This is a genomic window from Streptococcus suis (assembly GCF_029616525.1).
GTDB classification, from domain to species: domain Bacteria; phylum Bacillota; class Bacilli; order Lactobacillales; family Streptococcaceae; genus Streptococcus; species Streptococcus suis_AF.
This window is the reverse complement of sequence record NZ_JANFME010000014.1, coordinates 1-23,083: the sequence shown is the minus strand read 5'-3', so window position 1 is coordinate 23,083 and position 23,083 is coordinate 1. Positions and strand designations below refer to the sequence as shown.

General features: G+C 40.9%; 22 protein-coding genes and 1 pseudogene. 4 read left to right on the top strand and 19 right to left on the bottom strand.

From position 1 onward, the window contains the following. Positions 1-100: 100 nt before the first annotated feature. From NOL38_RS06800 to ruvB, 6 genes are all read right to left on the bottom strand, one after another. The gene (locus NOL38_RS06800; RefSeq protein ID WP_277941765.1) at positions 101-1,636 is read right to left on the bottom strand and encodes a quinol oxidase; all 1,536 of its coding nucleotides are present in this window, start codon (positions 1,634-1,636) and stop codon (positions 101-103) included. 190 nt (positions 1,637-1,826) lie between these two features. After that, entirely contained in the window at positions 1,827-3,047 is a 1,221-nt protein-coding gene (locus tag NOL38_RS06795) for a bifunctional folylpolyglutamate synthase/dihydrofolate synthase (protein WP_277941764.1), read from the bottom strand. Between the two features lie 217 nt (positions 3,048-3,264). Further along, positions 3,265-4,164, bottom strand: a complete 900-nt coding sequence (locus NOL38_RS06790) for a helix-turn-helix domain-containing protein (RefSeq protein WP_277941763.1) — start codon at positions 4,162-4,164, stop codon at positions 3,265-3,267. Positions 4,165-4,269: 105 nt separating this feature from the next. After that, a complete protein-coding gene (locus NOL38_RS06785) occupies positions 4,270-4,893 on the bottom strand; it encodes an HAD-IA family hydrolase (RefSeq protein WP_277941762.1) in 624 nt (207 codons plus the stop codon). A 1-nt stretch (position 4,894) separates the two neighbouring features. Beyond that, positions 4,895-5,641 (bottom strand): GNAT family N-acetyltransferase, encoded by a 747-nt coding sequence (locus NOL38_RS06780; protein WP_024395313.1) that lies wholly within the window; start codon positions 5,639-5,641, stop codon positions 4,895-4,897. After that, a complete protein-coding gene (ruvB, locus tag NOL38_RS06775) occupies positions 5,641-6,642 on the bottom strand; it encodes a Holliday junction branch migration DNA helicase RuvB (protein ID WP_024377694.1) in 1,002 nt (333 codons plus the stop codon). The genes NOL38_RS06780 and ruvB overlap by 1 nt, the downstream gene beginning before the upstream one ends. Positions 6,643-6,769: 127 nt before the next feature. Between ruvB and NOL38_RS06770 the strand changes: the two genes are divergently transcribed. Genes NOL38_RS06770 through NOL38_RS06755 form a run of 4 tightly spaced genes read left to right on the top strand, consistent with a single transcriptional unit; the run spans position 6,770 to position 9,720 of the window. Then, complete coding sequence (locus tag NOL38_RS06770) at positions 6,770-7,429, top strand: amino acid ABC transporter permease (protein WP_277941773.1); 660 nt, start codon at positions 6,770-6,772, stop codon at positions 7,427-7,429. After that, positions 7,410-8,087, top strand: a complete 678-nt coding sequence (locus tag NOL38_RS06765; RefSeq protein WP_277941761.1) for an amino acid ABC transporter permease — start codon at positions 7,410-7,412, stop codon at positions 8,085-8,087. The genes NOL38_RS06770 and NOL38_RS06765 overlap by 20 nt, the downstream gene beginning before the upstream one ends. A 4-nt stretch (positions 8,088-8,091) precedes the next feature. Further along, positions 8,092-8,838: an amino acid ABC transporter ATP-binding protein gene (locus tag NOL38_RS06760; protein ID WP_277941760.1), complete on the top strand. Its 747-nt coding sequence runs from the start codon at positions 8,092-8,094 to the stop codon at positions 8,836-8,838. A gap of 12 nt (positions 8,839-8,850) precedes the next feature. Next, positions 8,851-9,720, top strand: coding sequence for a cysteine ABC transporter substrate-binding protein (locus NOL38_RS06755; protein WP_277941759.1), 870 nt, complete (start codon positions 8,851-8,853; stop codon positions 9,718-9,720). A gap of 276 nt (positions 9,721-9,996) precedes the next feature. Here the strand turns inward: NOL38_RS06755 and NOL38_RS06750 are convergent, their stop codons facing one another. The 13 genes and pseudogenes from NOL38_RS06750 to NOL38_RS06685 all read right to left on the bottom strand — a co-directional run bounded on the left by NOL38_RS06750 (position 9,997) and on the right by NOL38_RS06685 (position 22,880). Beyond that, positions 9,997-10,170 carry a hypothetical protein gene (locus NOL38_RS06750; RefSeq protein WP_208582471.1) on the bottom strand — a complete coding sequence of 58 codons (174 nt, stop codon included), beginning with the start codon at positions 10,168-10,170 and terminating at the stop codon, positions 9,997-9,999. A gap of 100 nt (positions 10,171-10,270) precedes the next feature. Then, a pseudogene (locus NOL38_RS10475) lies at positions 10,271-11,982 on the bottom strand (ABC transporter ATP-binding protein). 2 nt (positions 11,983-11,984) lie between these two features. Further along, a complete protein-coding gene (locus tag NOL38_RS06735) occupies positions 11,985-12,755 on the bottom strand; it encodes a hypothetical protein (protein ID WP_277941756.1) in 771 nt (256 codons plus the stop codon). A 5-nt stretch (positions 12,756-12,760) separates the two neighbouring features. Continuing rightward, a complete protein-coding gene (locus tag NOL38_RS06730) occupies positions 12,761-13,633 on the bottom strand; it encodes an ABC transporter ATP-binding protein (protein WP_277941755.1) in 873 nt (290 codons plus the stop codon). 25 nt (positions 13,634-13,658) lie between these two features. Next, complete coding sequence (locus NOL38_RS06725; protein WP_341829393.1) at positions 13,659-14,387, bottom strand: amino acid transporter; 729 nt, start codon at positions 14,385-14,387, stop codon at positions 13,659-13,661. 324 nt (positions 14,388-14,711) lie between these two features. Continuing rightward, positions 14,712-15,455, bottom strand: a complete 744-nt coding sequence (locus NOL38_RS06720; protein WP_277941753.1) for an ABC transporter permease — start codon at positions 15,453-15,455, stop codon at positions 14,712-14,714. Next, the gene (locus tag NOL38_RS06715) at positions 15,448-16,272 is read right to left on the bottom strand and encodes an ABC transporter ATP-binding protein (protein ID WP_024387786.1); all 825 of its coding nucleotides are present in this window, start codon (positions 16,270-16,272) and stop codon (positions 15,448-15,450) included. Before NOL38_RS06715 ends, NOL38_RS06720 begins: the two co-directional genes overlap by 8 nt. 425 nt (positions 16,273-16,697) lie before the next feature. Continuing rightward, positions 16,698-17,990 (bottom strand): adenylosuccinate lyase, encoded by a 1,293-nt coding sequence (purB, locus tag NOL38_RS06710; protein WP_277941752.1) that lies wholly within the window; start codon positions 17,988-17,990, stop codon positions 16,698-16,700. A gap of 200 nt (positions 17,991-18,190) precedes the next feature. Beyond that, the gene (locus NOL38_RS06705) at positions 18,191-19,168 is read right to left on the bottom strand and encodes a hypothetical protein (RefSeq protein ID WP_277941751.1); all 978 of its coding nucleotides are present in this window, start codon (positions 19,166-19,168) and stop codon (positions 18,191-18,193) included. A gap of 19 nt (positions 19,169-19,187) precedes the next feature. Next, positions 19,188-20,255 carry a 5-(carboxyamino)imidazole ribonucleotide synthase gene (gene purK, locus NOL38_RS06700; protein WP_277941750.1) on the bottom strand — a complete coding sequence of 356 codons (1,068 nt, stop codon included), beginning with the start codon at positions 20,253-20,255 and terminating at the stop codon, positions 19,188-19,190. Continuing rightward, on the bottom strand, positions 20,242-20,730 hold the full coding sequence (gene purE / locus NOL38_RS06695; protein WP_277941749.1) for a 5-(carboxyamino)imidazole ribonucleotide mutase: 489 nt from the start codon (positions 20,728-20,730) through the stop codon (positions 20,242-20,244). The genes purK and purE overlap by 14 nt, the downstream gene beginning before the upstream one ends. A 25-nt stretch (positions 20,731-20,755) precedes the next feature. After that, complete coding sequence (gene purD / locus NOL38_RS06690) at positions 20,756-22,018, bottom strand: phosphoribosylamine--glycine ligase (protein ID WP_277941748.1); 1,263 nt, start codon at positions 22,016-22,018, stop codon at positions 20,756-20,758. Positions 22,019-22,133: 115 nt separating this feature from the next. Then, complete coding sequence (locus tag NOL38_RS06685) at positions 22,134-22,880, bottom strand: hypothetical protein (RefSeq protein ID WP_044670241.1); 747 nt, start codon at positions 22,878-22,880, stop codon at positions 22,134-22,136. Positions 22,881-23,083: the final 203 nt, after the last annotated feature.

Sequence of the window (23,083 nt, the reverse complement as noted above, 5' to 3'; positions counted from 1 at the left end):
TTTAATAATTTTTCCCGAATGCTTATTTTTCCATTATACCACATATCCACTTTCCCTCCTTTTCCCAGATAGGCTAAAGAAAAAATGACTGCCTGAGCAATCATTCATTCTTTTGATAAATCGTAAAGTAATCCGTTGTCTGAACAGACTGGTACTGTGATTCTAAATTTGTCTTGATTTCATCTAGAATTGGCAAATTCTTATTGACGACTACAAATTTTGCCTCATTTTTATTGATGTTATACATCAAGCTATTTTTATTGTCGTCAGTATTCAGATAGGGTTCTGCTGTAGTAATCGTTGCGGCAGATAAACGTTGACTTGAAAGATAGATGCTTGCGCTATTATCCCAAACATAAATCTTATCTGAATCTTTCGTTTGTTCACCAATGTAATTGGCAACTTGTTCACGGTTAGTTCTCAAATCTCCCTGTACCAAATAAAGATAAGCAGGTTGAGCGATAATACCCAAGCAAATAGCTAACGGAAGAAAGAATTGACGACGCAAATACCCACGATAATCTTCTACATCCTCATCACGCAGGTAAACGACTGACATCGCAAAACCATACGGTAAAAGAAGAATGAGTTGGCTCCATTGAAAGTTTGCATTCCCAACAATAAAGACACATTGAACTAAGAAAGTCAATAATAGGAGAACTTTGATATAGGTATGTCTTCCTTGTTTGAAAGAAAACACCATTTGGATGAAACTTTTAAAGAATCCAGATAAGAGTAAAAATACAGACACAATCGCCAAGGCTAAATATAGATAGGAATGGTGAAAGTCTAACTGTAAGTTATAAAGGAAAGTTTGTTGAATAGCTGTCCCCAGAATCTGCGCCTCAAAAGCATAATAACCTACCGCATATAGAATCAAAAGAAAACCAAAAATGGTCGCTAATAATTGATAGATTCCTCGAGTAACTTGGCGGTGTTGGTTATTAAAAATAAATAAAACTAGACCTGCAACTAACCAAAGGATCAGACTTTTTGGGTAAATTAAAAATACCAATGCCGCATCGATTCCGTAGAGGATAAATGCCTCATCACGCACTGCATTTTCAAAATAGCGGACCAGAAACCACACACTAGTCAAAAGAAATGGAAGAGCAAACATTTCTGCATACATCCCTCCAAAACCAAGTGCAAAAATAAATACATAGAACCAATGACTAGAACTTGTCGCTAGGTGTTCTGACTGACTAAAATAAGCTACAATCTTATAGAAATAGACTCCCGCTATCAGTAATGCTATAAACTGGAGGATTCCAAAGATAATGAAAGTTCCTCCCAGATGACCTAAGAAAGCAAGTAAATAGAATAATAACCCGCTTGTACCAAAGAAATCACCATAAGGGATTTGTCCATTTGCCATTGCCATCCCTGCATATAAATTTTGAGTTTGTATATTGGTTGCAAATGGCATTAGCAGTGGATTGGCTACGCTAAAAACACTTAAAACTAAACTCCAAACTAAACTCCAAACAAGAGCTGGCCAATACTTTGTCTTTAATACTCTTTCATGAAATTCACCATTCAGTTGCACTTGCTGTCTGCGTGATGCTCTACGACTACGCCGATAAGTTTCCTCAGGATGAGTAACTACGTCCGAAACTACATCTAATTCTGTCATTTTCTTCTCCTTGGATTTGCTTTCCTTATTATATCAAAAAGCACTCCCGATGTCATTTCCTATCGGGAGTTCTAGAAATTTTTGCAAACTGTTCTAATTGGCGAAAGGTATGGCGTTTGTTCTCTTGAAATTCTTTTAAAAAGGCTACTTTTTCTGCATGTGTCATACCTATTTATTCGCAAAAAGATATTCATTTTTTAAAAATCCGACGAACTTCTGAGATAAAGTAGAGAGAGCCTGTGACAATCAAAATACCTTGCTCGCTAGATTGCCAGTCTTCTATATACTGCTGATAATTCTCAACATAATCTCGTCCTTGTCGGTTTTCCTCAGACAAGGCACCATCATAGGCAAAGCTGGTTAGTACAAGGGGAGTATGTGGCAATTTTTCTTCTAATAATTCAAGCATTTCTTGAAAATCCTTGCGTCGAAGGGCTGAAAAGAGAATAGTAACAGGTTCGTCTTGCTCCTGAATAAATTCAACCAAACGTTCGATAGCTGGGACATTGTGGGCTCCGTCCAAATAGATTTTTGGCTCTTGAGCAACCAATTCCAAACGACCAGGCCAGCTAGTTTGGGCAAGGGCTTGTTGAATCAACTGAGGTTGAATGTCTTTTTGGATATTGGTCATATAGAGTAGAAAAGTTTGTAGGGCTACGGCCGCATTCTCTTCTTGATGATGGCCTGCCAGACCCAGAACTAATTCTGACAGGTCGATGTCCGGATTGCTGAACTGTCCTGCTTTATAGGTGAATTCCTGACCAAATTGGTAGACAGGTGCCTGATTGTCTTGGGCAATGTGGCGACAGATGGCTGTGGTTTCTGGAGAAAGTGGTCCAAGGACGACAGGCACGTTTTCCTTGATAATCCCTGCTTTCTGCTCTGCTATTTCCCTTAAAGTCGAGCCTAGTAAGTCCTGATGGTCCATGCCGATGGAGGTGATGACGCTTAGGGCTGGTGCCACGACATTGGTCGTATCCAAAAGTCCGCCAATCCCCACCTCTACTAACGCCAAATCAGGCTGTTGGTCCTTGAAATAGAGGAACATAATAAGTACCATGACCTCAAAATAGCGAAAAGGCTCATAACGAGTGGCGACTTCCTGCTCTAAGTCGTAGACTTTCTGTAAATAGTGCTGAAAATCATGGTCTGAAATGGGCTGACTGTTGATACAAATCCTGTCGTGCACGCTCACCATGTGGGGAGATACAAAACTACCTACACGCAAGCCGTGAGTCTGAAAGAGCTGGCGCATAAAGGCAATTGTCGATCCCTTGCCATTGGTTCCAGCGACATGAATGATCGAAACTGCAAACTGGGGATTCCCTAGCAGTTCTAGGGCATACTCAATCTTTTCCATCTTGTAATGAAACACCTGACCTTGTTTGGTGTTTAACCAATTTTCTAACATAGCCACCTCCTATATACTGTCTAGTATAGCAAAAAAAGCCAAACAGATGTTGGCTTTTGATAATACATTGAGGAACTCTATTATCCATCAGTCCATTTCCCCCAGTTACCACCAAGACGACCAAAAAAATTCAAAAAGTTAAACATATTACTAATCTCCTTTAATCTTTATGAGTTTAGTATAATACTTTTTGCAATTCTTCAACAGGACAAAAATGTCACTTTTCCTCTTCTCTCCATGATGATTCTAGTTTTTCTACTAAATGGGAGTCTCCAATTAATTTTGCGAACATAACTGCTTCTTCATAAAACCGTCTAGCCTCCTCGCTATCATTATTTACATACAACTCATATTTCCACTTAAGCAGATTGAGAATGGGTTTCTTTTGAAAATCTTGAGTTGAAACCATAATTCTGTCTAGAGCATCAAAAAGTGGAGGTATCTTGCCATATTCTTCATGTTCGCCAAGAATCCCTATCGACGTCAGCATCACATCTCTTAAAATAAATAATTCTCCAGATTCAATCAATTCTACTTGGCTTGGTAACTTTTCCACCAACTCTAAAAAGTGCTGAAAATCACTGCTCTGTTTAATTTCTATTCTCAAATTGATTAAATAGAGTCGAATTATCAACAAATCATTGGCTGAAAATTGGGGGGTTCTTTGGATTTGTTCAAAATAATCTTCTAGAATATCTTGACCAAATTCTGCTGTCTTCGTTTCAAATACATCAATAATGGATTGAATGGCATCAATCGCTATTTTCTCTTCTTCAGGCAAGTCATCATAATAGTCATCATAGATTTCTGTCATCATATCTGCACGTTTTTCCATCAATTCCCCATTTTCATAAGTCGGTGTACGGAGGACATCAAACTTCAGTTTGGAATATCGTTCAGGTAGCGACACATAATCTGGCATAAGCTCATAGAGCCCCATGCCTAAGCGGGTTGCGATATATTGGATTTTTGAAAAAGTCGGCTTAGAAGTACCTGCTTCGATACGGGTTAATTGGCGGACGGAGAGTTCAAGTTCGTCATCGCAAAACTGTTCACGTGTCAGACTAGCGGTTTCTCGAAGTTGACGTACACGTTGTCCAAATTCCTTATCGTTCATAAAATACCTCCAAATATTCTTTTGTATATTATAGCAAAATCACCACTCAATTTCCATACTTTTTTCTGCTTTTAAATAAAAAACAAACGGTTTTACGTTTGTTTTTTATTTATATTCATCGGTTAATATTTGTTTTATGTCCAATAAAGAAACAATCTTCCAATTCTTCTCCACACTATCAATTTGCAGGTTGATGCTTTGAATCCCTGCGTTGATAGCTGTTTCTACATCGAGCAAACGGTCACCGATATAGTAGGTATTTTCTTTGTTCAGTCCGTATTTTTCAATGAGAAATAGCAGAGCTTCTGGACTTGGTTTGCGGGCAAAACCTGAATCGCTTGTCAAGATTTCTGTGAAATGGTGACGGACACCCAAATCTTCCAAAACCTGAAAAGCATTGTCACTCTTGTGTGTATAAACAAAATTTTGAATTCCTTTCTCTGCCGTCCAGTCCAGAATTTCACGCGCACCAGCCATCAAAGGAATTTGCGTATTTTTCTCCTTCAAGGACGTCGCACGCACACGATTGAGCTCATCACTATCTAGACCGTACTTGTCCGCATCACGCACCAGCAAATCCTTGACAGAATAGCGAAGAATGAAATTTCTTACTTCTTCACGGTCAAAAGGAAGGTCAAATTGGTCGTAGGTTTCCTGGATGCCAGCCAAAATCGCTTCATAGGAATCCAAGAGCGTTCCATCCAAATCCCAAATAAATGTCAGTGTCATCTTATCTCCATTCGTAAGCCTGATAGGGTCTGTCCAGTTGGTAGCCCAGCTTTTCAGCCAGTTTCAAGGATGTCAAGGTGTGGGCATCCCAGCTTGGATAGAGTCCGCGGTCTAAACAAGCTAAAATTAACTGAGCCGCACAGGCTTTTGCCAAACCCTGACCTCGATAGTCTTCCCTAGTATCCACTTCTATCTCAATCCCAGCTGAATAGCTGGCATAGGACGAAGCCCCCGAAACCACCTGACCCTTGTGCAAGATGACATAGCCCAGCCCCAAGTCCAAAAATTGTTCCACATCTATATAATTTCCCACCAAATCCCGTGACCATTCCTCTACCAGACAAGCTTCGTACAGATTACGGTCAATCAGTTTCACATCAAAGCTTTCAGGCAAGTCATCAACCATTTCCTGTAAAGCGCCTCGGTCAAATACCGTATTTTTCTTTGTTGCATAACGAGTAAATGAATAAACACCATCTGGGTAAGTTTCTTCTATTAAATCAGACCAAGCCTGAGTTTGTGGAACCATAATCACATCTTTTTCCTCGCAGATTTTTAGCAAGTCTCGATGTGGCTGGCCAGCTAAAAAACCAAAGAAGCTCTGCCGTCCATAGAGAGCTAGAACTGACTGGGGCGACTGGCTGTCATCAACATAAATGTCTCCCATGGCACCTTCTAAACAGGTCCAGATAATCGTCTCAGGCCAGTCTCCAAATAAACGAGCTATTTGTCTCATCTGCTCTGCCATTATTTTTCCGTATAGGGATAACCCAAGTGCTCGTAAGCCTTGGCTGTTGCAACCCGCCCTGTCCGCGTCCGCATGAGGAAGCCCTGCTGAATCAGGTAAGGTTCGTACATGTCCTCCACCGTCTCACGCTCCTCGGCAATATTGACCGACAGGGTGTTGAGGCCGACGGGACCGCCACCGTACATCTCAATCATGGTGCGGAGAATCTTCTGGTCCACGTAGTCCAGCCCCTCGCGGTCCACATCCAGCATGGTTAGGGCCTTGTCTGTAATGGTGTCGTCAATCAGGCCGTCGCCCATAATCTGTGCAAAATCCCGCACCCGCTTGAGCAGACGGTTGGCGATACGAGGGGTCCCACGGGAACGACGAGCCAGCTCGATCGCTGCTTCATGAGTAATCTCCATGTCAAAGATGTCCGCTGTCCGCTCGACAATCTCCGTCAAATCAGCCAGTTCATAATACTCCATATGGCCGGTAATACCAAAACGAGCCCGCAGGGGATTGGACAGCATACCCGCACGAGTGGTCGCTCCAATCAGGGTAAAAGGTGGCAACTCCAAATGCACGGAGCGACTGGCTTCCCCAGCCCCAATCATGATGTCGATGTAGAAATCCTCCATAGCAGAGTAGAGAATTTCCTCGACCGCCATGGGCATACGGTGGATTTCATCGATAAAGAGGACGTCGCCAGGCTCCAAGTCGTTGAGAAGGGCCACCAAGTCACCTGCTTTTTCAATAACAGGACCACTGGTCTGCTTGATATTGACGCCTAGTTCGTTGGCAATGACAAAAGCCATGGTGGTCTTCCCCAAACCTGGAGGTCCAAACAGAAGGGTATGGTCCAAGGCTTCATCACGGAGCTTGGCTGCCTCGATAAAGATTTTCAGCTGGTCCTTAACCTTGTCCTGACCGATGTACTCATTTAATTTCTGTGGACGCAGGGTACGCTCAACATACTCCTCGTCCTGCATTTGTTCCATATCTAAAATTCGATTTGTCATGTTTCTATTATAGCATAGCTAACTGTCCTATAGAAAAAACTTATATCTCCCATTTAAAAAATAAAATTTTCAAGCAGAAGTATCTATGTTACTATTAGTTCAATACATCACAAAGGAGGTGAATCTTCTGGATTGGAACTTTATTCAAGAATCCATACCACTTTATCAAGAGGCATTCATTCTAACAATTAGACTTGCATTCCTCGGAATTATCGGAGCTTTTAGCTTGGGGTTGATTATTAGTATCATCCGTTATTACCGTATTCCTCTTCTTCAACAGATTACCACTGCTTATGTTGAATTGTCACGCAATACTCCCTTGGTCATTCAACTTTTCTTCCTCTATTATGGTTTACCGCGATTAGGAATTGTACTTGATGCTGAAGTCTGTGCCATTGCTGGTTTGATTTTTCTAGGTGGTTCCTATATGGCAGAATCCTTCCGTAGTGGATTTGAGGCTATCAAGAAAAGTCAGATAGAAATCGGAGCTAGTTTGGGTCTGACAAATTGGCAGATTTTCCAATACATCTTGCTCCCTCAATCGCTGGCTATCGCTCTACCTTCCTTTAGTGCCAATGTCATCTTTCTAATAAAAGAAACCTCTGTTTTTTCCATCATTGCCTTGGCAGACCTCATGTACGTCGCTCAAGATTTGATAGGACTGCAATACGAAACAGACGAAGCACTCTTTCTCCTAGTGAGTTCCTACTTGATTGTCCTGCTTCCACTATCGCTTTTCTTTTATTACCTAGAAAGGAGTATTCGCCATGCAGAATATGGGCATTAAAGTCTTACTAGAAGGAAATAATTTGCAACGGCTAATGGCCGGGCTTGGTGTCACACTCTGGATTTCCTTTCTCTCTATCGGTATTTCCACCATTGCTGGACTAGCATTTGGTATCATCATGACTTCAAAAAACAAGCTAATTATTTGGTTTTCAAGAATCTATTTAGAAACCATTCGCATTGTACCCCAGCTGGTTCTACTCTTCCTTTTCTACTTTGGATTAGCACGAGGATTCAATATCAATATTTCAGGTGAATTGGCTGCGATTATAGTATTCTCACTTTGGGGAACAGCTGAAATGGGAGATTTAGTTCGAGGAGCCATCACTTCTCTACCTAAACACCAATTCGATAGCGGATTAGCATTGGGGTTAAACAAACGAAGTCTCTATCGCTATGTCATCATTCCTCAAGTTCTACGCAGACTACTCCCACAGGCAATTAACTTGGTCACCCGCATGATTAAGACCAGCTCCTTGGTTATCCTCATTGGCGTGGTTGAGGTCAATAAAATCGGGCAACAGATTATTGATTTTTACAGGACTAGCTCTCCAAGTGTATCCTTATGGATTTACGGAGTGATTTTCTGTATTTACTTTATGATTTGTTTCCCGATATCTGCATTTTCTCGCTATCTCGAAACTATTTGGAAGGAGTGAAGTCGTGAGTCAACCTGTCTTAGAATTACAAAATATTACTAAAAGCTTTGGTCAACAAACCATTCTCAATCATCTTTCCTTATCGGTCAAGGAAGGAGAGGTAGTCGTCATCTTAGGCCCTTCTGGTTGTGGGAAGAGTACACTACTACGCTGTATTAACAAGTTAGAAAGCATTCAAGATGGCGATATTTTACTAGATGGCCAATCTATTCTGTCTGGAACACTTTCTCTACAAGATATTCGGCAAAAAATTGGCATGGTCTTTCAAGATTATGAACTCTTTCCCCATATGGATGTCCTAGAAAATCTGACCCTTGTTCCTGTCAAAGCCCTAAAACGCAACAAAGAAGAGGTCCAAGCAGAAGCTGAGACCTTGCTAAAACGCGTGGGTCTTGAAGATAAAAAACACAGCTATGCCAGTGAATTATCTGGCGGGCAAAAGCAACGGGTAGCTATCATTCGTTCCCTCCTGATGCATCCTAAAATTATATTATTTGATGAGGTCACTGCATCTCTTGACCCAGAAATGGTTCGGGAAGTCTTGGTTCTCATCAATGATTTGGCAAAAGAAGGACGGACCATGCTGATTGTGACGCATGAAATGGAATTCGCACGCGCCATTGCTGACCGCATCATTTTCATGGACAAGGGAGAAATTATCGAAGAAAATACCGCTCAGAATTTCTTCCAACATCCACAAACGCAACGGGCTCAAGCCTTTCTAACAACTTTTGACTTTAATCATTTTTAAAAGGAGAATTTTATGAAAATCTTTAAACCTATTTTTGCTATTTTTAGTGTCTTGGCTGCAGTTATTTTAGTTGCCTGCAGTAACGCAAGCAGTTCTTCAAATAGTTCCAACAGTTCCACAAGCGGGGCAACCGCACGTACTCTTGAAGAAATCAAAGAAAGTGGAACAGTCAAAATCGGTGTTTTCAGTGACAAGAAACCATTTGGCTATGTGGATGCAAATGGTGAATACCAAGGATATGACGTCTATCTAGGCAACCGCTTGGCAAAAGAATTGGGCGTTGAGGTAGAATACGTCCCTGTCGAAGCCGCAAACCGTGTGGAGTATCTCACTTCTGCCAAGGTTGATATCATCCTAGCCAATTTTACAGTAACAGATGAGCGAAAAGAACAAGTAGACTTCGCCCTTCCTTACATGAAAGTATCCCTCGGTATCGTGTCTCCAAGCTCTGCTGTTATCACTGACCCAGAACAACTCAATGGTAAAACCCTCATCGTCAGCAAGGGTACCACAGCTGAACTTTATTTCGAAGAGAATTATCCAGAAGTCAAACTTCAGAAATACAACCAATACAGCGAAGCCTACGCTGCTCTCTTAGACGGACGTGGCGATGCCATAAGTACAGACAATACTGAAGTTCTCGCATGGGCCTTGGAAAATAAAGGTTTCGAGGTTGGTGTAAAAGCGCTTGGAGATGTAGACACTATCGCTCCTGCCGTCCAAAAAGGAAACACCGAATTACTTGATTTCATCAACCAAACAATTGAAAAACTTGGTGAAGAAGAATTCTTCCATAAAGCCTATCAAGAAACCCTTCAACCAGTATATGGTGATGCTGCTCAAGCTGATGATCTTGTTGTAGAAGGTGGGGTTGTTGAATAATTTCTTAAGAACAGTAAGGTGCAGATATGCACCTTTTTCTATTGATTACAACGAAAACAACCGACTTTTGCCGACTGCTCTCAGGAGATTATATGATACCTAGCTCTTGTTGCTTGCGACTTAGAGCTAGGGACACCTTTAGGTGAAAAGTATTTCTGCTATTTCTAGCTTGGATAGAGTATAACTCGTCACGCATACGGAAAACTACAAACAGAATTCATTTTATTTATTTTCCACTATTTATAAAAACATCTGTGATTTTTGCTCACAGCTACTTTACTCCTCAATTCGCACATGAACAAACCATTTGTCAATACGTTTTTTATCTGCTTTGATTAATTTTTCAGCTACCCCCTCCATATATTTTTCAAATTTTTCTTCGATCTTTGAAACTTTCGAGTCCTCTCTATCATTTCCTCCCAAAGATAATGTGTAAGTCTTTTGTTTCATTCTCTTCTCCTATCTATTTATTGTACAAGTAATCATCAGTTTTCCATTTTATTATTAGATAACCCTGACTTAGAGTGGTCAGTCCATCGACCCCCATTCACTAACTGGCTTGCGGTAAGCCTCTTAAGAAATCTTGATACAGATGATTTCTCTCCACTAACTGCTGGTGATGACCGTAGTCAGCCACTCGTCCATTTTTATCCAATACCAGAATAGCATCTGCCTCACGCACCGTATGCAAACGGTGAGCAATGGTTAGCCTTGTTTTGCCAGCTGTTAACCGGTCAATCGCTTTGCTAATGACACGTTCTGTGACAGTATCTAAACTCGCTGTCGCCTCATCTAGCAAATAAATCGGATGTTCTAGCAATAAGGCTCTCGCAATGCTGAACCGTTGTTTTTGGCCTTCCGACAAACCTGTCCCATTTTCTGAAATCCGAGTATCTAAACCATCTTCCAACTCAGCTACTAAAGGAGACAATCCCAACTCCTTTAGAATATGAGCAATACGCTCTTCAGACACAGACTCGTTCTTTCCATACAATAGATTTTCTCTAATCGTTCCATGGAAGAGCGTATTGTCTTGTGGTATGAAGGAAATCAATCTTCTCATCTCCTTGGTTGAAATATCACTTAAGCATTGTTGACCAATCCGAATCTCCCCTTGATAGTCTTGATAGTATTTCATCAGCAAAGAAAAAATCGTTGACTTTCCGGCTCCGCTTGGCCCAACAATCGCCACGTGAGCTCCCTCAGGAATTCTAACCGATACTCCATTCAAAACCGGATCTGTATGATAGGAAAACCGAACATTTTCCAGCTGGATACTAGCATCATCAACCAATTCTGTATCTTCCTGTTCTTCCTTATTCAGTTCCAGCAATTCTACCAACGTTTAGACACTGCATGAAACTCCGTCAGTTCATTTAGGGAAGCAGCAATATCTGTTACTGGATCAATCAATTGCATCATGTACAATACAAAGGTGGTCAAGGTAGCCATGGTCATTACTCCCTTGGTTACTTCTATCCCAGCTATAAGTAACATCAGGATAATAAATCCCGTCATCAAGCTACTAACCAAGGTATGTTGGACCGCTGACAGTCTAATCATTTTCTCAAAGGTTTGTGACAGATACTGAAAAGACTTGCCCATCTCTCGCTGTTCATACTTTTCTCCCTGAAATGCCTTCATCAAACGAATCGTTGTAAATTTATGACTAATTCTACTAGAAACCTGCCCTAATCCCTCTTGATAAGCAGAGTAGTAACCTTCCAACCGCTGATTCATCGGAATCATAACCATTGACAACATAGGAAGCAAGAAGAGACTAAGACCCGTGAGCCACGGACTGATGGTCCACAGAAAATAAATTGACCCCATAACCATCAAACCATTCATCAAGAAATTTGGAAGAATAACGGTGATGAAGTTCAGAACAACCGACATATCATTGGTCAAACGACTGGCAAGATCACCTGATTGGTACTGATCCAAGTCCTTTACAGATGTAGTCAACAAGGATTCATAAATATATTGTTGCAACTGTTTGAGTGCATTACTACCACTACGCCCTATGAAATAATTAGATAGAGCCTGTACTGCATAGACCGATACAAAGAAAAGAATGAAACCTGCCAGCAATTCTGGCCGTGTTAATAGATTGCTCAAATAGGTTTGATCTAGCAACCTACCAATAAACTGGGGCAGGAACAAACCCATTCCAACCCCAAGTGCACTCAGAACTATCCCAAACAAGAATATCGTTTTATTGAGCGACTTCAACAACACTCCGACGAGTCTTTTATTCATAACTAGAACTCCAAATTCTTGAATTTTTTCGCAGCAATTTTAGTAAATACGAGTACATAAACAATTGTGACACCGATAGCTCCTAAGTAAGCAAGTCCCGCTCCTGTAAGACCTTCGTTCGCCAAAGGCATATAACTAGTTGGAAAAATCATCGCAACTGGACCGCCAACAACTGCTAAAATCATCATCGTAATCGTCACCAAAAATCCTGTGATCATTGTGGTGATATTTTTCAGATACAAACAAAGAGCAGTTGCCAAACTAATCGATAAAATATCTTTTAGCAAATAAGCGACAATACAAAATACATTACTCAAGCTCTCTGCCAAACTAGCTTCAAAAACAGCTGGACTACCAAAAGGCAGATGGATTACCCGAACATAATGTACAAATGCAGAGGTTACAAAGAAGAGACCATAGAAAATAACAATTGTTGCTAGTAGCCCAAGATATTTAGACCAGAAAATCTGCTTCCGTCCAAGATCCCGATACAAAAACATGGTATGCTCATCTACTTCTTTTCTAAAGACAGATATAGCCAAAAAATACAGGGTCAAACTAGGAAGAATGAAACTATCTGCTGAGCTCACAATCATATTCATAAAGGCAACAAGACTAACCGACCCCTCATCCGCATGAATCTGCATAAAATTCGATCCCTCAATAAATGAAGTGATTAGATAGATAAAAGGAAACAAAGTGAACAGGAGATAAATCTGCGTCTCCTTTCGCTTCCAAATCGTTCTAAAGACAGCTGGAAAAATTTGCTTCATACTCACTACCCTTTCGTAAAGATTTCTTTCAAGTGATTCTCTTTCACTTCTAGTTTCACAATCAATTCTTGACGAGCCAACAAACCAAAAATCTGATTTAGCTCACTTGTAGGTGTAGCAGTGGAAATCTCTAGCACTTCCCCCTCTAGCACCACATGGTCATTGAGCAAAGCCTCTACAGAATCTAGGTTTTTAGTCCTGTCCAACTGCACGAGCACACTTGGATGAGATTTGCCTTCAAAAGCATCTGCCAATTCTCCCGATTCGATATAGACATAGCGACTGCACAAGGCCTCCAGCTCACCTAGTTGGTGACTCGAAATCAGCATGGAAATTTGTCGCTCACTAGACCACTGCTTCAAGATATCAATCAATTTCTGAACACCAATCGGGTCCAAGCCCACAAAAGGCTCATCTAAGATAAGGAAATCGGGCTCCGCAACCAAGGCAATCGCCAAAGCAGTCCGTTGTTTCATACCAAACGAGAATCCCTTGGGTTTCCGATTGCGAGCTTCCCATAATTCTACCAATTTCAAAGTCTTCTCAATATTTGGATAGAGGTCTTTTTTCCCATGCAGGTCCAAATAAAACTTGAGATTGTCCATAACAGTCATTTCTGGATAGAAGACGGGATCAATCATAATCCCGAAGTCTACCAACAAATTATCCTGGCTAAAAATATCCGTACCCTTATAAGTAATGGTTCCCGAACTTGGTTTTAGGGACTTGGCCATTAGTTTCATGAGCGTGGATTTTCCAGCTCCGTTTTTCCCAATCAGACCAACAATCTCCCCCTTATTGATTTCTAAACTCACATCTTTTAGTGAGTAAAATTCATTTCCTGCAAACTGTTTTGATAAATGATTGATTTTAAGCATAAGTAACTCCTTTATATAACTATTTCTAAAATTCCAGTTTTTCAAAGTTCGAACGACCTTTGAGATAGGTAGCAACAATATAAAATGTCGTTATAGCTACGACCAAGAACCATGCAAGCAGTGGCTGATCAAGACTCATCTTAGCATAGCCATTCGGTACGACATAACGAACTCCAATCAGAAATGGTGCAGTTGTTGTAAATAGCGACCAAAAAACTCCTGCTAGAACTGCCTGTAAGGATTTCACCTTGATAGAAACCGTAGCAACCAATAGAATACCAATAACATTGATTGAAATTGTTGCAAAAATAGATAGGAAGGTGGACTGTACATTACTCCAATCATCCGATACTACTTTTCCAGAAGCATTCAAGAAGCCAAAATAAGCAATCGCACTTGTCAGCACTGTTAGAAGGACATAAGAGGTATACATTGCTACTAAATTAATGATTTTTGCATTAAAAAGTCGGGTTCTATTCAGATCTTTATATAAAAATAGAATGCCACTATCAATCTCGTCCCTAAAGACTGCTGAAATAATCAAGGATAACAGTAATGCTGGTAACACAATCCCATCCTGTGTTGCCAATGCTGCTCCTAGAAAATCTAAAAAATTATCCGTATATTCAGCTTTTACCCCCACCAAAAATTTTGACAATATAGGAACTAAGATTGGCAAACCCGCAAAAGCATAGAACAAAGCAACATCCCTTCGATGTATCACCGACTTAAAAATTGACCTAAACATATTCATATTGTTTCCCCTTTTATCAATAAGATAGATGAGCAATAACTCCCTCACCTATTTATTCGTAAACAAAAAGAAAAATTCTCTGGAAAAACCAAAGAATTTTAATACTCATATTTCACCATCAATTATGGTCTCAAATAATGTGCCGCCACATAACCAACAACGAAACCTGTAACTGCAGCTACTAGCATATATTTCTCCTCCTTCATAATATAATACTCTTTCTTCAATTTCCTATTAGTTTTGAATACAATAAACAATAATTCCTACACCGACACCGATAATGAATGCTGATACCATAAATTTCTCCTTTCTAATTTACTCATATTATAAAGAATATTGAATTTTTTCTATTATTCCTGATAGGGAGTTCCTAAAATATTTCATACAATTTCCCAAGTAGAGAATCAAGGTCAAACTAATCAGGACAATCCACCCCAAGAGGTAATAGAGTTCCTGATTCCAAATTTCAACATAGGGATTTTTGAAAAATTCAATATAAGCTCCTAGAAAACTATATTTCAAAATCTGCCCCACTGTCTCATTCATCAAAGACAGGCTAGGTCCCATAGATACTGCCATTGTGATAATCATCGAGGTAACCTGTGACTTGGATTGAGATTGGGAAGTTGCCCCGATTAAAAGATTGATTAGAATAGAAGCCAATGATGTCAAGAGCATGATGACTGAGTAGCTAAGCATGTATCCTGATACATCGGCCTGTGTAATAGCTGGAAATAGAATAAGATTGACAAAGCTAATGACAACAGGGTAACACAAAATAGACAGTACATATTCACTTGGGCGAACACCTGTCAGTAACAAGGTAGACAGATTATTCTTTTCCTTTTCTTCAGAAATCATTGCAGATATAGGACTTCCTACTGACATACCAATAGCCATTGAAAAACAAATTCCCATCAAATCCATTGCCTTGGTATCATCTGTTTTCATGACAAACTTAAACAGCAATAACATGAAGTAAGGCATCAATACTGGCAATAGGATGTTTTTATTGGTCACCAAGACTTGTGTGCGAAGCCAAAGCAAGGCTAAAAATCGTTTATACATTTAAGGTTGCTCCTGTCTGTTGAATAAAAATGTCTTCCAAAGTCGGCTCACAAGAGTGAATAGTGGTTGCCTGAGCTAACTTCTCAGGTGTCAACTCACTAAACAACAGCTCAGTATCACTACCATCCTCAAAAGTAACCCTCACTTTTTTAGTGACATTGTACTTATGAATTAAATCCTGCGGACTTCCCTTTTCAACCAAATTTCCTTGATTCAATAGAACCAATTGATCACATAAGAATGTCGCTTCTGCCATATCATGCGTGGTCAAGAAGATCGTCGTCCCCTTACCTTTTAGCTCCAATAATAGTTCATGAATCCGTTTTGAAGTTGTTGGATCCAAACCACTTGTCGGCTCATCAAGAAACAATACTTTTGGTGAATTGATCAGGGCTCTGGCAAGCAACATTCGCTGTTTCATACCTGTAGATAGTTTTTCTGCAATTGTTTTTTTGCTATCCAGTAATCCTACTTTTTGTAAAATAACCTCTACTTCTTTCGGACTGACACCAAAGAATTTTGCATAGAACAACAAATTATTTTCCAAAGTCATCTTCTCGAAGAAGCCACTTGAATCACTGACCAAGCCCATTGCTTCAAAGTCCTCTGGTGACAATAGGGTCGATTCTTTACCTAGTAGATAAGATTTTCCGCTATCTGCTGGTAGCTGCCCGGTAATAATCTTAATCATGGTTGTCTTTCCCGAGCCAGAGGGACCCAAGAATCCAAAGATTTGTCCTTCTTGAATATCAAAGCTAATGTTGTCTAAGGCAACCTTGTCTCCAAACTGTTTATGGATATGTTGAACTGTTATCATCTCTACTCCCCTAAATTAAAACAAACTTATTTTTTCCACCATGATAAAATCCATAACGCTGGTGCTATAATCATCCTTCTTCTCCTTTCATTTTTCCTACACTTGTTTATTCGTAAATCATTTGGAAAATGATTTATTTTTTCAAGTGTGTATCTCCTTGAGGGGAATTTTCCCTCTCACTTACTTATTCGCAAATCGTCTGCATTTTTTGAAAAAATTTTTTATAGTCTTTTAGTTTACTTTTAGTACTAGGCAACGAGCCGCAAGCATAACTAGAGTTAGGCAAGGCGAGTTAACGAAGTAATAAAAGAAAAACCAAATGACGATACTTTTTTTGAATAAGTTGTGAGCTTGTTTTCCCCTTCACCTATTTATTCGCAAATAAATAAAAAAATTCTCTGGAAAATCCAAAGAATTTTGATTTTTTATAATCCAAGTCGAGCAAAGATGTCATCCACCCGCTTAGCATAGTAGTCGGGGTTGAAGAGTTCATCGATTTCTTCCTGGCTGAGTTTGGCAGTCACACGCTCATCCGCTTCGAGAAGGGGCTTGAAGTCCACTTGATTATCCCATGACTGCGCAGTTTTTGGTTGCACCAAGTCATAGGCTTCCTCACGGGTCATACCTTTTTCAATCAAACTAAGCATGACACGCTGACTGTAAATCAGGCCAAAAGTCGACTCCATATTGCGTTTCATATTTTCAGGGAAGACCGTCAAGTTCTTGACGATATTACCAAAACGGTTGAGCATATAGTTGATGAGGATAGTCGTATCCGGCGTGATAATCCGCTCCGCTGACGAGTGGGAAATATCGCGTTCGTGCCAGAGAGCCACATTCTCAAAAGCCGTCACCAAGTGACCACGCACCACACGAGCCAGACCGGTCATGTTTTCAGAGCCGATAGGGTTGCGTTTATGGGGCATAGCAGAGCTGCCCTTTTGGCCTTTGGCGAAATACTCTTCTACTTCGCGTTGCTCAGATTTTTGTAGTCCACGGATTTCTGTCGCCATACGCTCGATAGACGTTGCGATCAAGGCTAGGGCTGAGAAATATTCTGCGTGGAGGTCACGAGGAAGGACCTGAGTTGAAATTTCCTGCGGACGAATACCCAATTTGCCACAAACATACTCTTCCACAAATGGTGGAATGTTGGCAAAGTTACCAACCGCACCTGAAATTTTACCAGCTTCAACACCCTTAGCCGCCACATCAAAACGCTCCATGTTGCGTTTCATTTCGCTATACCAAGTCGCCAACTTAAGACCGAAGGTCGTTGGCTCCGCATGAACACCGTGAGTCCGCCCCATCATAATGGTGTACTTGTGCTCACGCGCCTTGTCGGCGATGATATTGGTAAAGTTCTCAAGGTCACGACGGATAATGTCGTTGGCCTGCTTATAGAGGTAGCCGTAAGCCGTATCTACCACGTCGGTCGAAGTCAGACCATAGTGGACCCACTTGCGTTCCTCACCAAGACTTTCCGAAACCGCACGCGTGAAAGCCACCACATCGTGACGGGTCTCCTCTTCAATCTCTAAAATGCGGTCGATGTCAAAAGTCGCCTTCTCACGAATCAAAGCCACATCTTCTTTGGGAATCTCACCCAACTCAGCCCAAGCCTCATCAGCGAGAATTTCCACCTCCAACCAAGCCTTGTACTTGTTCTCTTCACTCCAAATAGCCGCCATCTCTGGGCGGGAATAACGATTTAGCATATTTGCTCCTTGTATATTTAAATATTAAATTGTTCATCATAGTTTCATCTTGTAAAAACTTGTTTTTATAATAATCTTCCACAAAATTTATAAATATTTTCCAAACTATAAGTCTCCCGTACCAATAAAAATCATTACTTATAACTATCTTACTACTATCAATAAATAAAACTCCGTTCCCCTCTTTATCTCCATTTTCATTACAACTTGAACAATATTTTTTGAAGACGTTGTAAGGACTCGAAGGAAACTTGTTCATCACTACTTATCATCTGTGGTGCAGGAGTTGTAGCAGAAATATTTTTATTACTTTTTTGTAATTTTGATATATAAAAACTTGCTCTATAATCTAAATACTTAAATGAATCACGATATAATTCCAAAGATATTGAAAAATTATTTAATAGCCTTAAAAAACGATTACGACTAGCTCTAGAAAATTTTTGAATTTCTTTTTGATAGTAAATAACTTCTTTAATGTTGTCACTGTTAATAATAGCATTTAATATTAAATCCACAATTTCGTCAGTTTGTAATTGACTAACGTTTACTGGAATCAATATTCTTCTTTCTCTATTCATTGCGCTTAGCTTAAATTTATCTTTCTTTTGAATTCTGCTATCAACATAATGATATTCTCCTTGAAACTCAAACGCTAATTTTAAATTTTCAAAGTTAACATCTAATTCTAAATTCTCGCCACTCGGAGGATAATTTAGAAAAGGAAAATTTTTTGTTATATCCTTTTCTGAATGACGGTCAAATAGTGTTATCAAGGTATCTAAATAACAATTCAACAAACTTTCTCCATAAGAAGCACACTTTTTGTCATAGTTCGATTCTAAGTTAATCTCATAAATAGAAATTAATATGTTATTTAGGACAATTTTCTCCTCATAAAAGTTGTACCTGAATAATTTATTGGTTTGACAATACCCTGATATACGTTGGATTTGTCTATTAACTTTTATAAAATTTTTAGTCTGATTTATGGAGAGAAGCTCTTTCCTCAACAAACTATTCAAATATCTATTCATTTTTTTAAATTGGCGTTCGAAGTAGCTTTTTTGTTCCTCAGTTAAATTCGCCTTTTGTAAGTAAACTTTTTGATTTGATTTTATTACCTTTATGACAGATTTTCTAAAAGATTTTCCCTTTTTTAAGTCAATACTACTCAATTAGTAATTCACCCCCAACTTAATACTCCACTTCAGCCTCCTCCCCCAACACCGTCACGTGTCCCATTTTGCGATTGTGCTTTGCTTCTAGTTTACCATAAAAATGGGGATGGGAGGTAGGATTTTCTTGAAGAAAGGTTTGGACTGCTTCCATGTCTTGTCCAAGGATGTTGACCATGACAGCTGGAGAAAGTAAGCGAATAGGGGGCAGAGGCTGTCCGAGAATGCCTCGGATATGGGTGTCAAACTGCGAAAAATCGCAGGCCTCAATCGAATAGTGCCCAGAATTATGAGGACGAGGGGCAATTTCGTTAACCAGAATGTCCTGACCTGCCACAAACATTTCAACGCAGAGGGTGCCTGCCAAATGGAGCTTTTCTGCGATTTGCAGGGCCATGGTTTTGGCTTTTTCAGCTAGTTCATCTGAAATACGGGCAGGCACGATGGTCTTGTAAAGAATATTATTGCGGTGGATATTTTCCTGCACAGGAAAGACGGTGTAGTCGGAGCCATTGCCAGACACAAGGACGGAGATTTCCAGGTCGAAATTCACAAACTCTTCCAAAACACACTCGGCAGAGTTGGCTAGTTGACTGGCCTCTACCAAGTCCGCCGCTTCTCGAATGACCTTCTGGCCATGTCCATCATAGCCCCCAGTCGCTGTCTTTAAGACATAGTTTTTGCTGAGGTCCTGTCCCTCTAGGTCTAGGCTAGAGGTGACGACTTTGTAGGGGGCGACTTGCACGCCAGCTTTTTTTGCCAAGAAATCCTTCTCAAAAATACGGTTCTGGGAAATGCGAAGGAGGTCTGTCCCTTGAGGGAGCTGGCCGTCCTTGATGACCGCGTCCAGTCCGTCGGCATCGACATTTTCAAACTCGTAGGTCAGGACATGACACCGCTCCGCCAGCTGTTTGAGGGCCGCCACATCGTGATAGGGAGCGACGATAACCTCGCTGACCTTGGAGGCTGGGCAGTCCGCAGCTGGATCCAGCGTAATGACCTTGTGGCCCATGTAAATAGCAGAAATGGCTATCATCTGCCCCAGCTGACCGCCGCCGATAATTCCGATTGTCTTAGATGAGGTCATCTGTCATCGCCTCCGCAATTTTTTCCTGTTCCTTAGCAAAGTCTGCCAGCTGAGCTGCAATGGTTGGGTCTTCAATGGAGAGAATGCGAAGAGCTGTCAGAGCTGCATTGGTGGCACCTGCTTCACCGATTGCCATAGTCGCAACGGGCACGCCGCCCGGCATCTGCACGATTGAATAGAGCGAATCCACACCACTGAGGGCACGGGATTGGACTGGAACACCGATGACAGGCAGGGTCGTCTTAGCTGCCACCATACCTGGCAAATGAGCCGCACCACCCGCTCCTGCAATGATGACCTTAATACCACGATCACGCGCTTCCTCGGCATGACGGAACATGAGGTCTGGCGTGCGATGGGCAGAGACCACTTTCTTTTCATAGGCTACGCCAAATTTGTCCAGCACATCGGCTGCTTTTTTCATGGTTTTCCAGTCAGAACTAGAGCCCATGATGATGGAAATTGGAATGTTCATACTTGTCTTTCCTTTTCTGTATCCCTTATTTTACTGCCTTACTTCCAATATCTGTCCGATAAAAGAGGCCTGTCGTATCTTGATTTTTCAGGTTCAAGTAAATTTTTTCCTGGGCGTCTTGGACGGTGTCTGCTGTGGTGACTAGCATGTAAACACGACCGCCGTTTGAGAGCAGTGCTCTGCTATTTTCCGCAAAACGCGCCCCTGCATAATAGGTCGTGATGTCACCCTCGGTCTTCGCTGGCAACTCTACACCTTTTTCGTAGTCCAAAGGATAGCCATTTGATGCCACGACTACGCCCAGCGTCACGCCACTATCCAGCCAAGTCAGCTGTGTCGGGCGTTTATGGAGGATATCGTCGATGTTCTGAGCAAAGTCAGAGGTCAGGCGAGGAAGGATAATCTGGGTTTCTGGGTCGCCAAAACGGGCGTTGAACTCGATGACCTTGGGACCTTGGTCGGTCAGAATCAAGCCAGCATAGAGCACGCCCAGATAAGACCGCCCTTCCGCAATCATGCCGTCCAGAATGGGCTTGACAATGGTGTCAACCGCTGTATCCACCACGCTTTGAGGTAGGTGGGGAACAGGAGCGTAAGCCCCCATACCGCCCGTGTTGGGACCTTGGTCGCCGTCAAAGGCACGCTTGTGGTCCTGGGCTGTCGGCAGGATATAGAACTGATCACCGTTGACCAGAGCAAAGAGGGAAAACTCCTCGCCCGCCAAGAACTCCTCGATGACCACGCGGGCACCTGAGTCGCCGAACCTGTTATCCAAGAGCATCTCCCGTGCTGCTTCGACCGCCTGCTCGACGGTTTCCGCCACGACAACACCCTTGCCCAGTGCCAAGCCGTCCGCCTTGACCACGATGGGAGCCCCCTGCTCTTCGATGTAGGCTTTGGCTTCTTCGAAGTTGGAAAATGTGCTAAAGGCTGCTGTTGGAATGCCGTATTTGACCATGATTTGTTTGGCAAAGTCTTTTGACCACTCTAGCTCCGCGGCTAGTCTACTTGGGCCAAAAGCCTTTAGTCCCGCCTGTTCAAAATCATCAACGATACCTGCTGCCAGAGCATCGTCTGGACCCACAAAAGTCCAAGCAATATCATTTTCCTTGGCAAAATTGATGAGAGCAGAATGTTCGGAAATTCCGATGTTTACTAACTCGATACCATCTAAAGTCATTCCGTCATTTCCAGGAGCTACAAAGACCTGTTCTACCTGATCAGACTCTAACAATTTCTTTGCAATAGCGTGTTCACGACCACCAGACCCGACAACCAAAAGTTTCATTTTTTCACACCTCAAAAACGGATTTTATATAAACAGTATAGCAAAAATGGACGGATTTTGATAGAAAAAGCAGGGTAACGTTCGGGAATGGAAAAAGCTCACACGAGGTGAGCTACTACTTGATAAAATAATCACACACATAATTCAAGTTAGAGGGAGGAGAATAACTAGCAATAGATTGTTCTTTTACCATACTCACCTGCCCCTTCTCGTCTATACGATACATTCTCTTGATTTTCTCCCCTGAAAGAGTTGTATAATAAATTGTTAATTCTGAAGGAATATGGTCGAAATCAGGAATATTGAATAATAGATAATTAAAAATTGCCTCTTGATGCTTTTTTGAAACAATATAAATTTTTTGTCCTTCTGACAATTTAGGAATGATAGCGTAATCTGAAGAATCCCCAAACTGAATTTGAAGATTAAACAAAGGTTGATTATTTACAATCTCAACAGAAAGTGCCTTATCTCGTTTATTATCCACACCATACGAATTTTGAAATGAATTTACTGCTAATTTTTTGGTATTCTTATTACTTTGAATCAACCCATACCAATATTTATCATGATAATAAACATAGCTAGAAGCTTTCACAACTTGATAGCTATAATCTAAAAACATCTCTGGTCTCTGACTGATTCTAAATTTCTCTTTGTCAATAAATAATTGAAAATGGAAGACAAAAAATGAAATACCAATACCAATGATTGCACCATAAAAACTAAGCCAGTCGCCCAAGCTACTATTTAGAGCTTGTTGAATATAAGTTAAAAAAAGAGAGAATATTGGACCCGATATAAAAATAAGACCAACCAGCAACAAGATAACATACCAATTTTTCTTAAAATATCCAAACATACTGCAATCCACTCCATGAATATAATTCTGATAGTAGTATACTAAATTATCCTAAAAATTCCAAGACCATTAAAACAGAAAAACACCTAACAATTATGGCTCTATAATTTCTGTAGTGGGTAAATCCACCATGGAAATTATGGAGCCTTTTTGAGTATAGAAAAAAGTCCCATATGACCTATAATGAAAAGTGTTCAACCAAA

Bases quoted from the DNA above. Each gene is read 5' to 3' on its own strand.
- NOL38_RS06765 (WP_277941761.1), top strand. From the start codon at position 7,410: ATGCAGAATATGGGCATTAAAGTCTTACTAGAAGGAAATAATTTGCAA.
- NOL38_RS06730 (WP_277941755.1), bottom strand. From the start codon at position 13,633: ATGCTTAAAATCAATCATTTATCAAAACAGTTTGCAGGAAATGAATTT.
- purK (WP_277941750.1), bottom strand. From the start codon at position 20,255: ATGACCTCATCTAAGACAATCGGAATTATCGGCGGCGGTCAGCTGGGG.
- NOL38_RS06685 (WP_044670241.1), bottom strand. From the start codon at position 22,880: ATGTTTGGATATTTTAAGAAAAATTGGTATGTTATCTTGTTGCTGGTT.
- purD (WP_277941748.1), bottom strand. From the start codon at position 22,018: ATGAAACTTTTGGTTGTCGGGTCTGGTGGTCGTGAACACGCTATTGCA.
- ruvB (WP_024377694.1), bottom strand. From the start codon at position 6,642: ATGACAAATCGAATTTTAGATATGGAACAAATGCAGGACGAGGAGTAT.
- purB (WP_277941752.1), bottom strand. From the start codon at position 17,990: ATGCTAAATCGTTATTCCCGCCCAGAGATGGCGGCTATTTGGAGTGAA.
- NOL38_RS06790 (WP_277941763.1), bottom strand. From the start codon at position 4,164: ATGAACGATAAGGAATTTGGACAACGTGTACGTCAACTTCGAGAAACC.
- NOL38_RS06720 (WP_277941753.1), bottom strand. From the start codon at position 15,455: ATGTATAAACGATTTTTAGCCTTGCTTTGGCTTCGCACACAAGTCTTG.
- purE (WP_277941749.1), bottom strand. From the start codon at position 20,730: ATGAACATTCCAATTTCCATCATCATGGGCTCTAGTTCTGACTGGAAA.
- NOL38_RS06785 (WP_277941762.1), bottom strand. From the start codon at position 4,893: ATGACACTGACATTTATTTGGGATTTGGATGGAACGCTCTTGGATTCC.
- NOL38_RS06800 (WP_277941765.1), bottom strand. From the start codon at position 1,636: ATGACAGAATTAGATGTAGTTTCGGACGTAGTTACTCATCCTGAGGAA.
- NOL38_RS06780 (WP_024395313.1), bottom strand. From the start codon at position 5,641: ATGGCAGAGCAGATGAGACAAATAGCTCGTTTATTTGGAGACTGGCCT.
- NOL38_RS06735 (WP_277941756.1), bottom strand. From the start codon at position 12,755: ATGAAGCAAATTTTTCCAGCTGTCTTTAGAACGATTTGGAAGCGAAAG.
- NOL38_RS06725 (WP_341829393.1), bottom strand. From the start codon at position 14,387: ATGAATATGTTTAGGTCAATTTTTAAGTCGGTGATACATCGAAGGGAT.
- NOL38_RS06715 (WP_024387786.1), bottom strand. From the start codon at position 16,272: ATGATAACAGTTCAACATATCCATAAACAGTTTGGAGACAAGGTTGCC.
- NOL38_RS06755 (WP_277941759.1), top strand. From the start codon at position 8,851: ATGAAAATCTTTAAACCTATTTTTGCTATTTTTAGTGTCTTGGCTGCA.
- NOL38_RS06795 (WP_277941764.1), bottom strand. From the start codon at position 3,047: ATGTTAGAAAATTGGTTAAACACCAAACAAGGTCAGGTGTTTCATTAC.
- NOL38_RS06750 (WP_208582471.1), bottom strand. From the start codon at position 10,170: ATGAAACAAAAGACTTACACATTATCTTTGGGAGGAAATGATAGAGAG.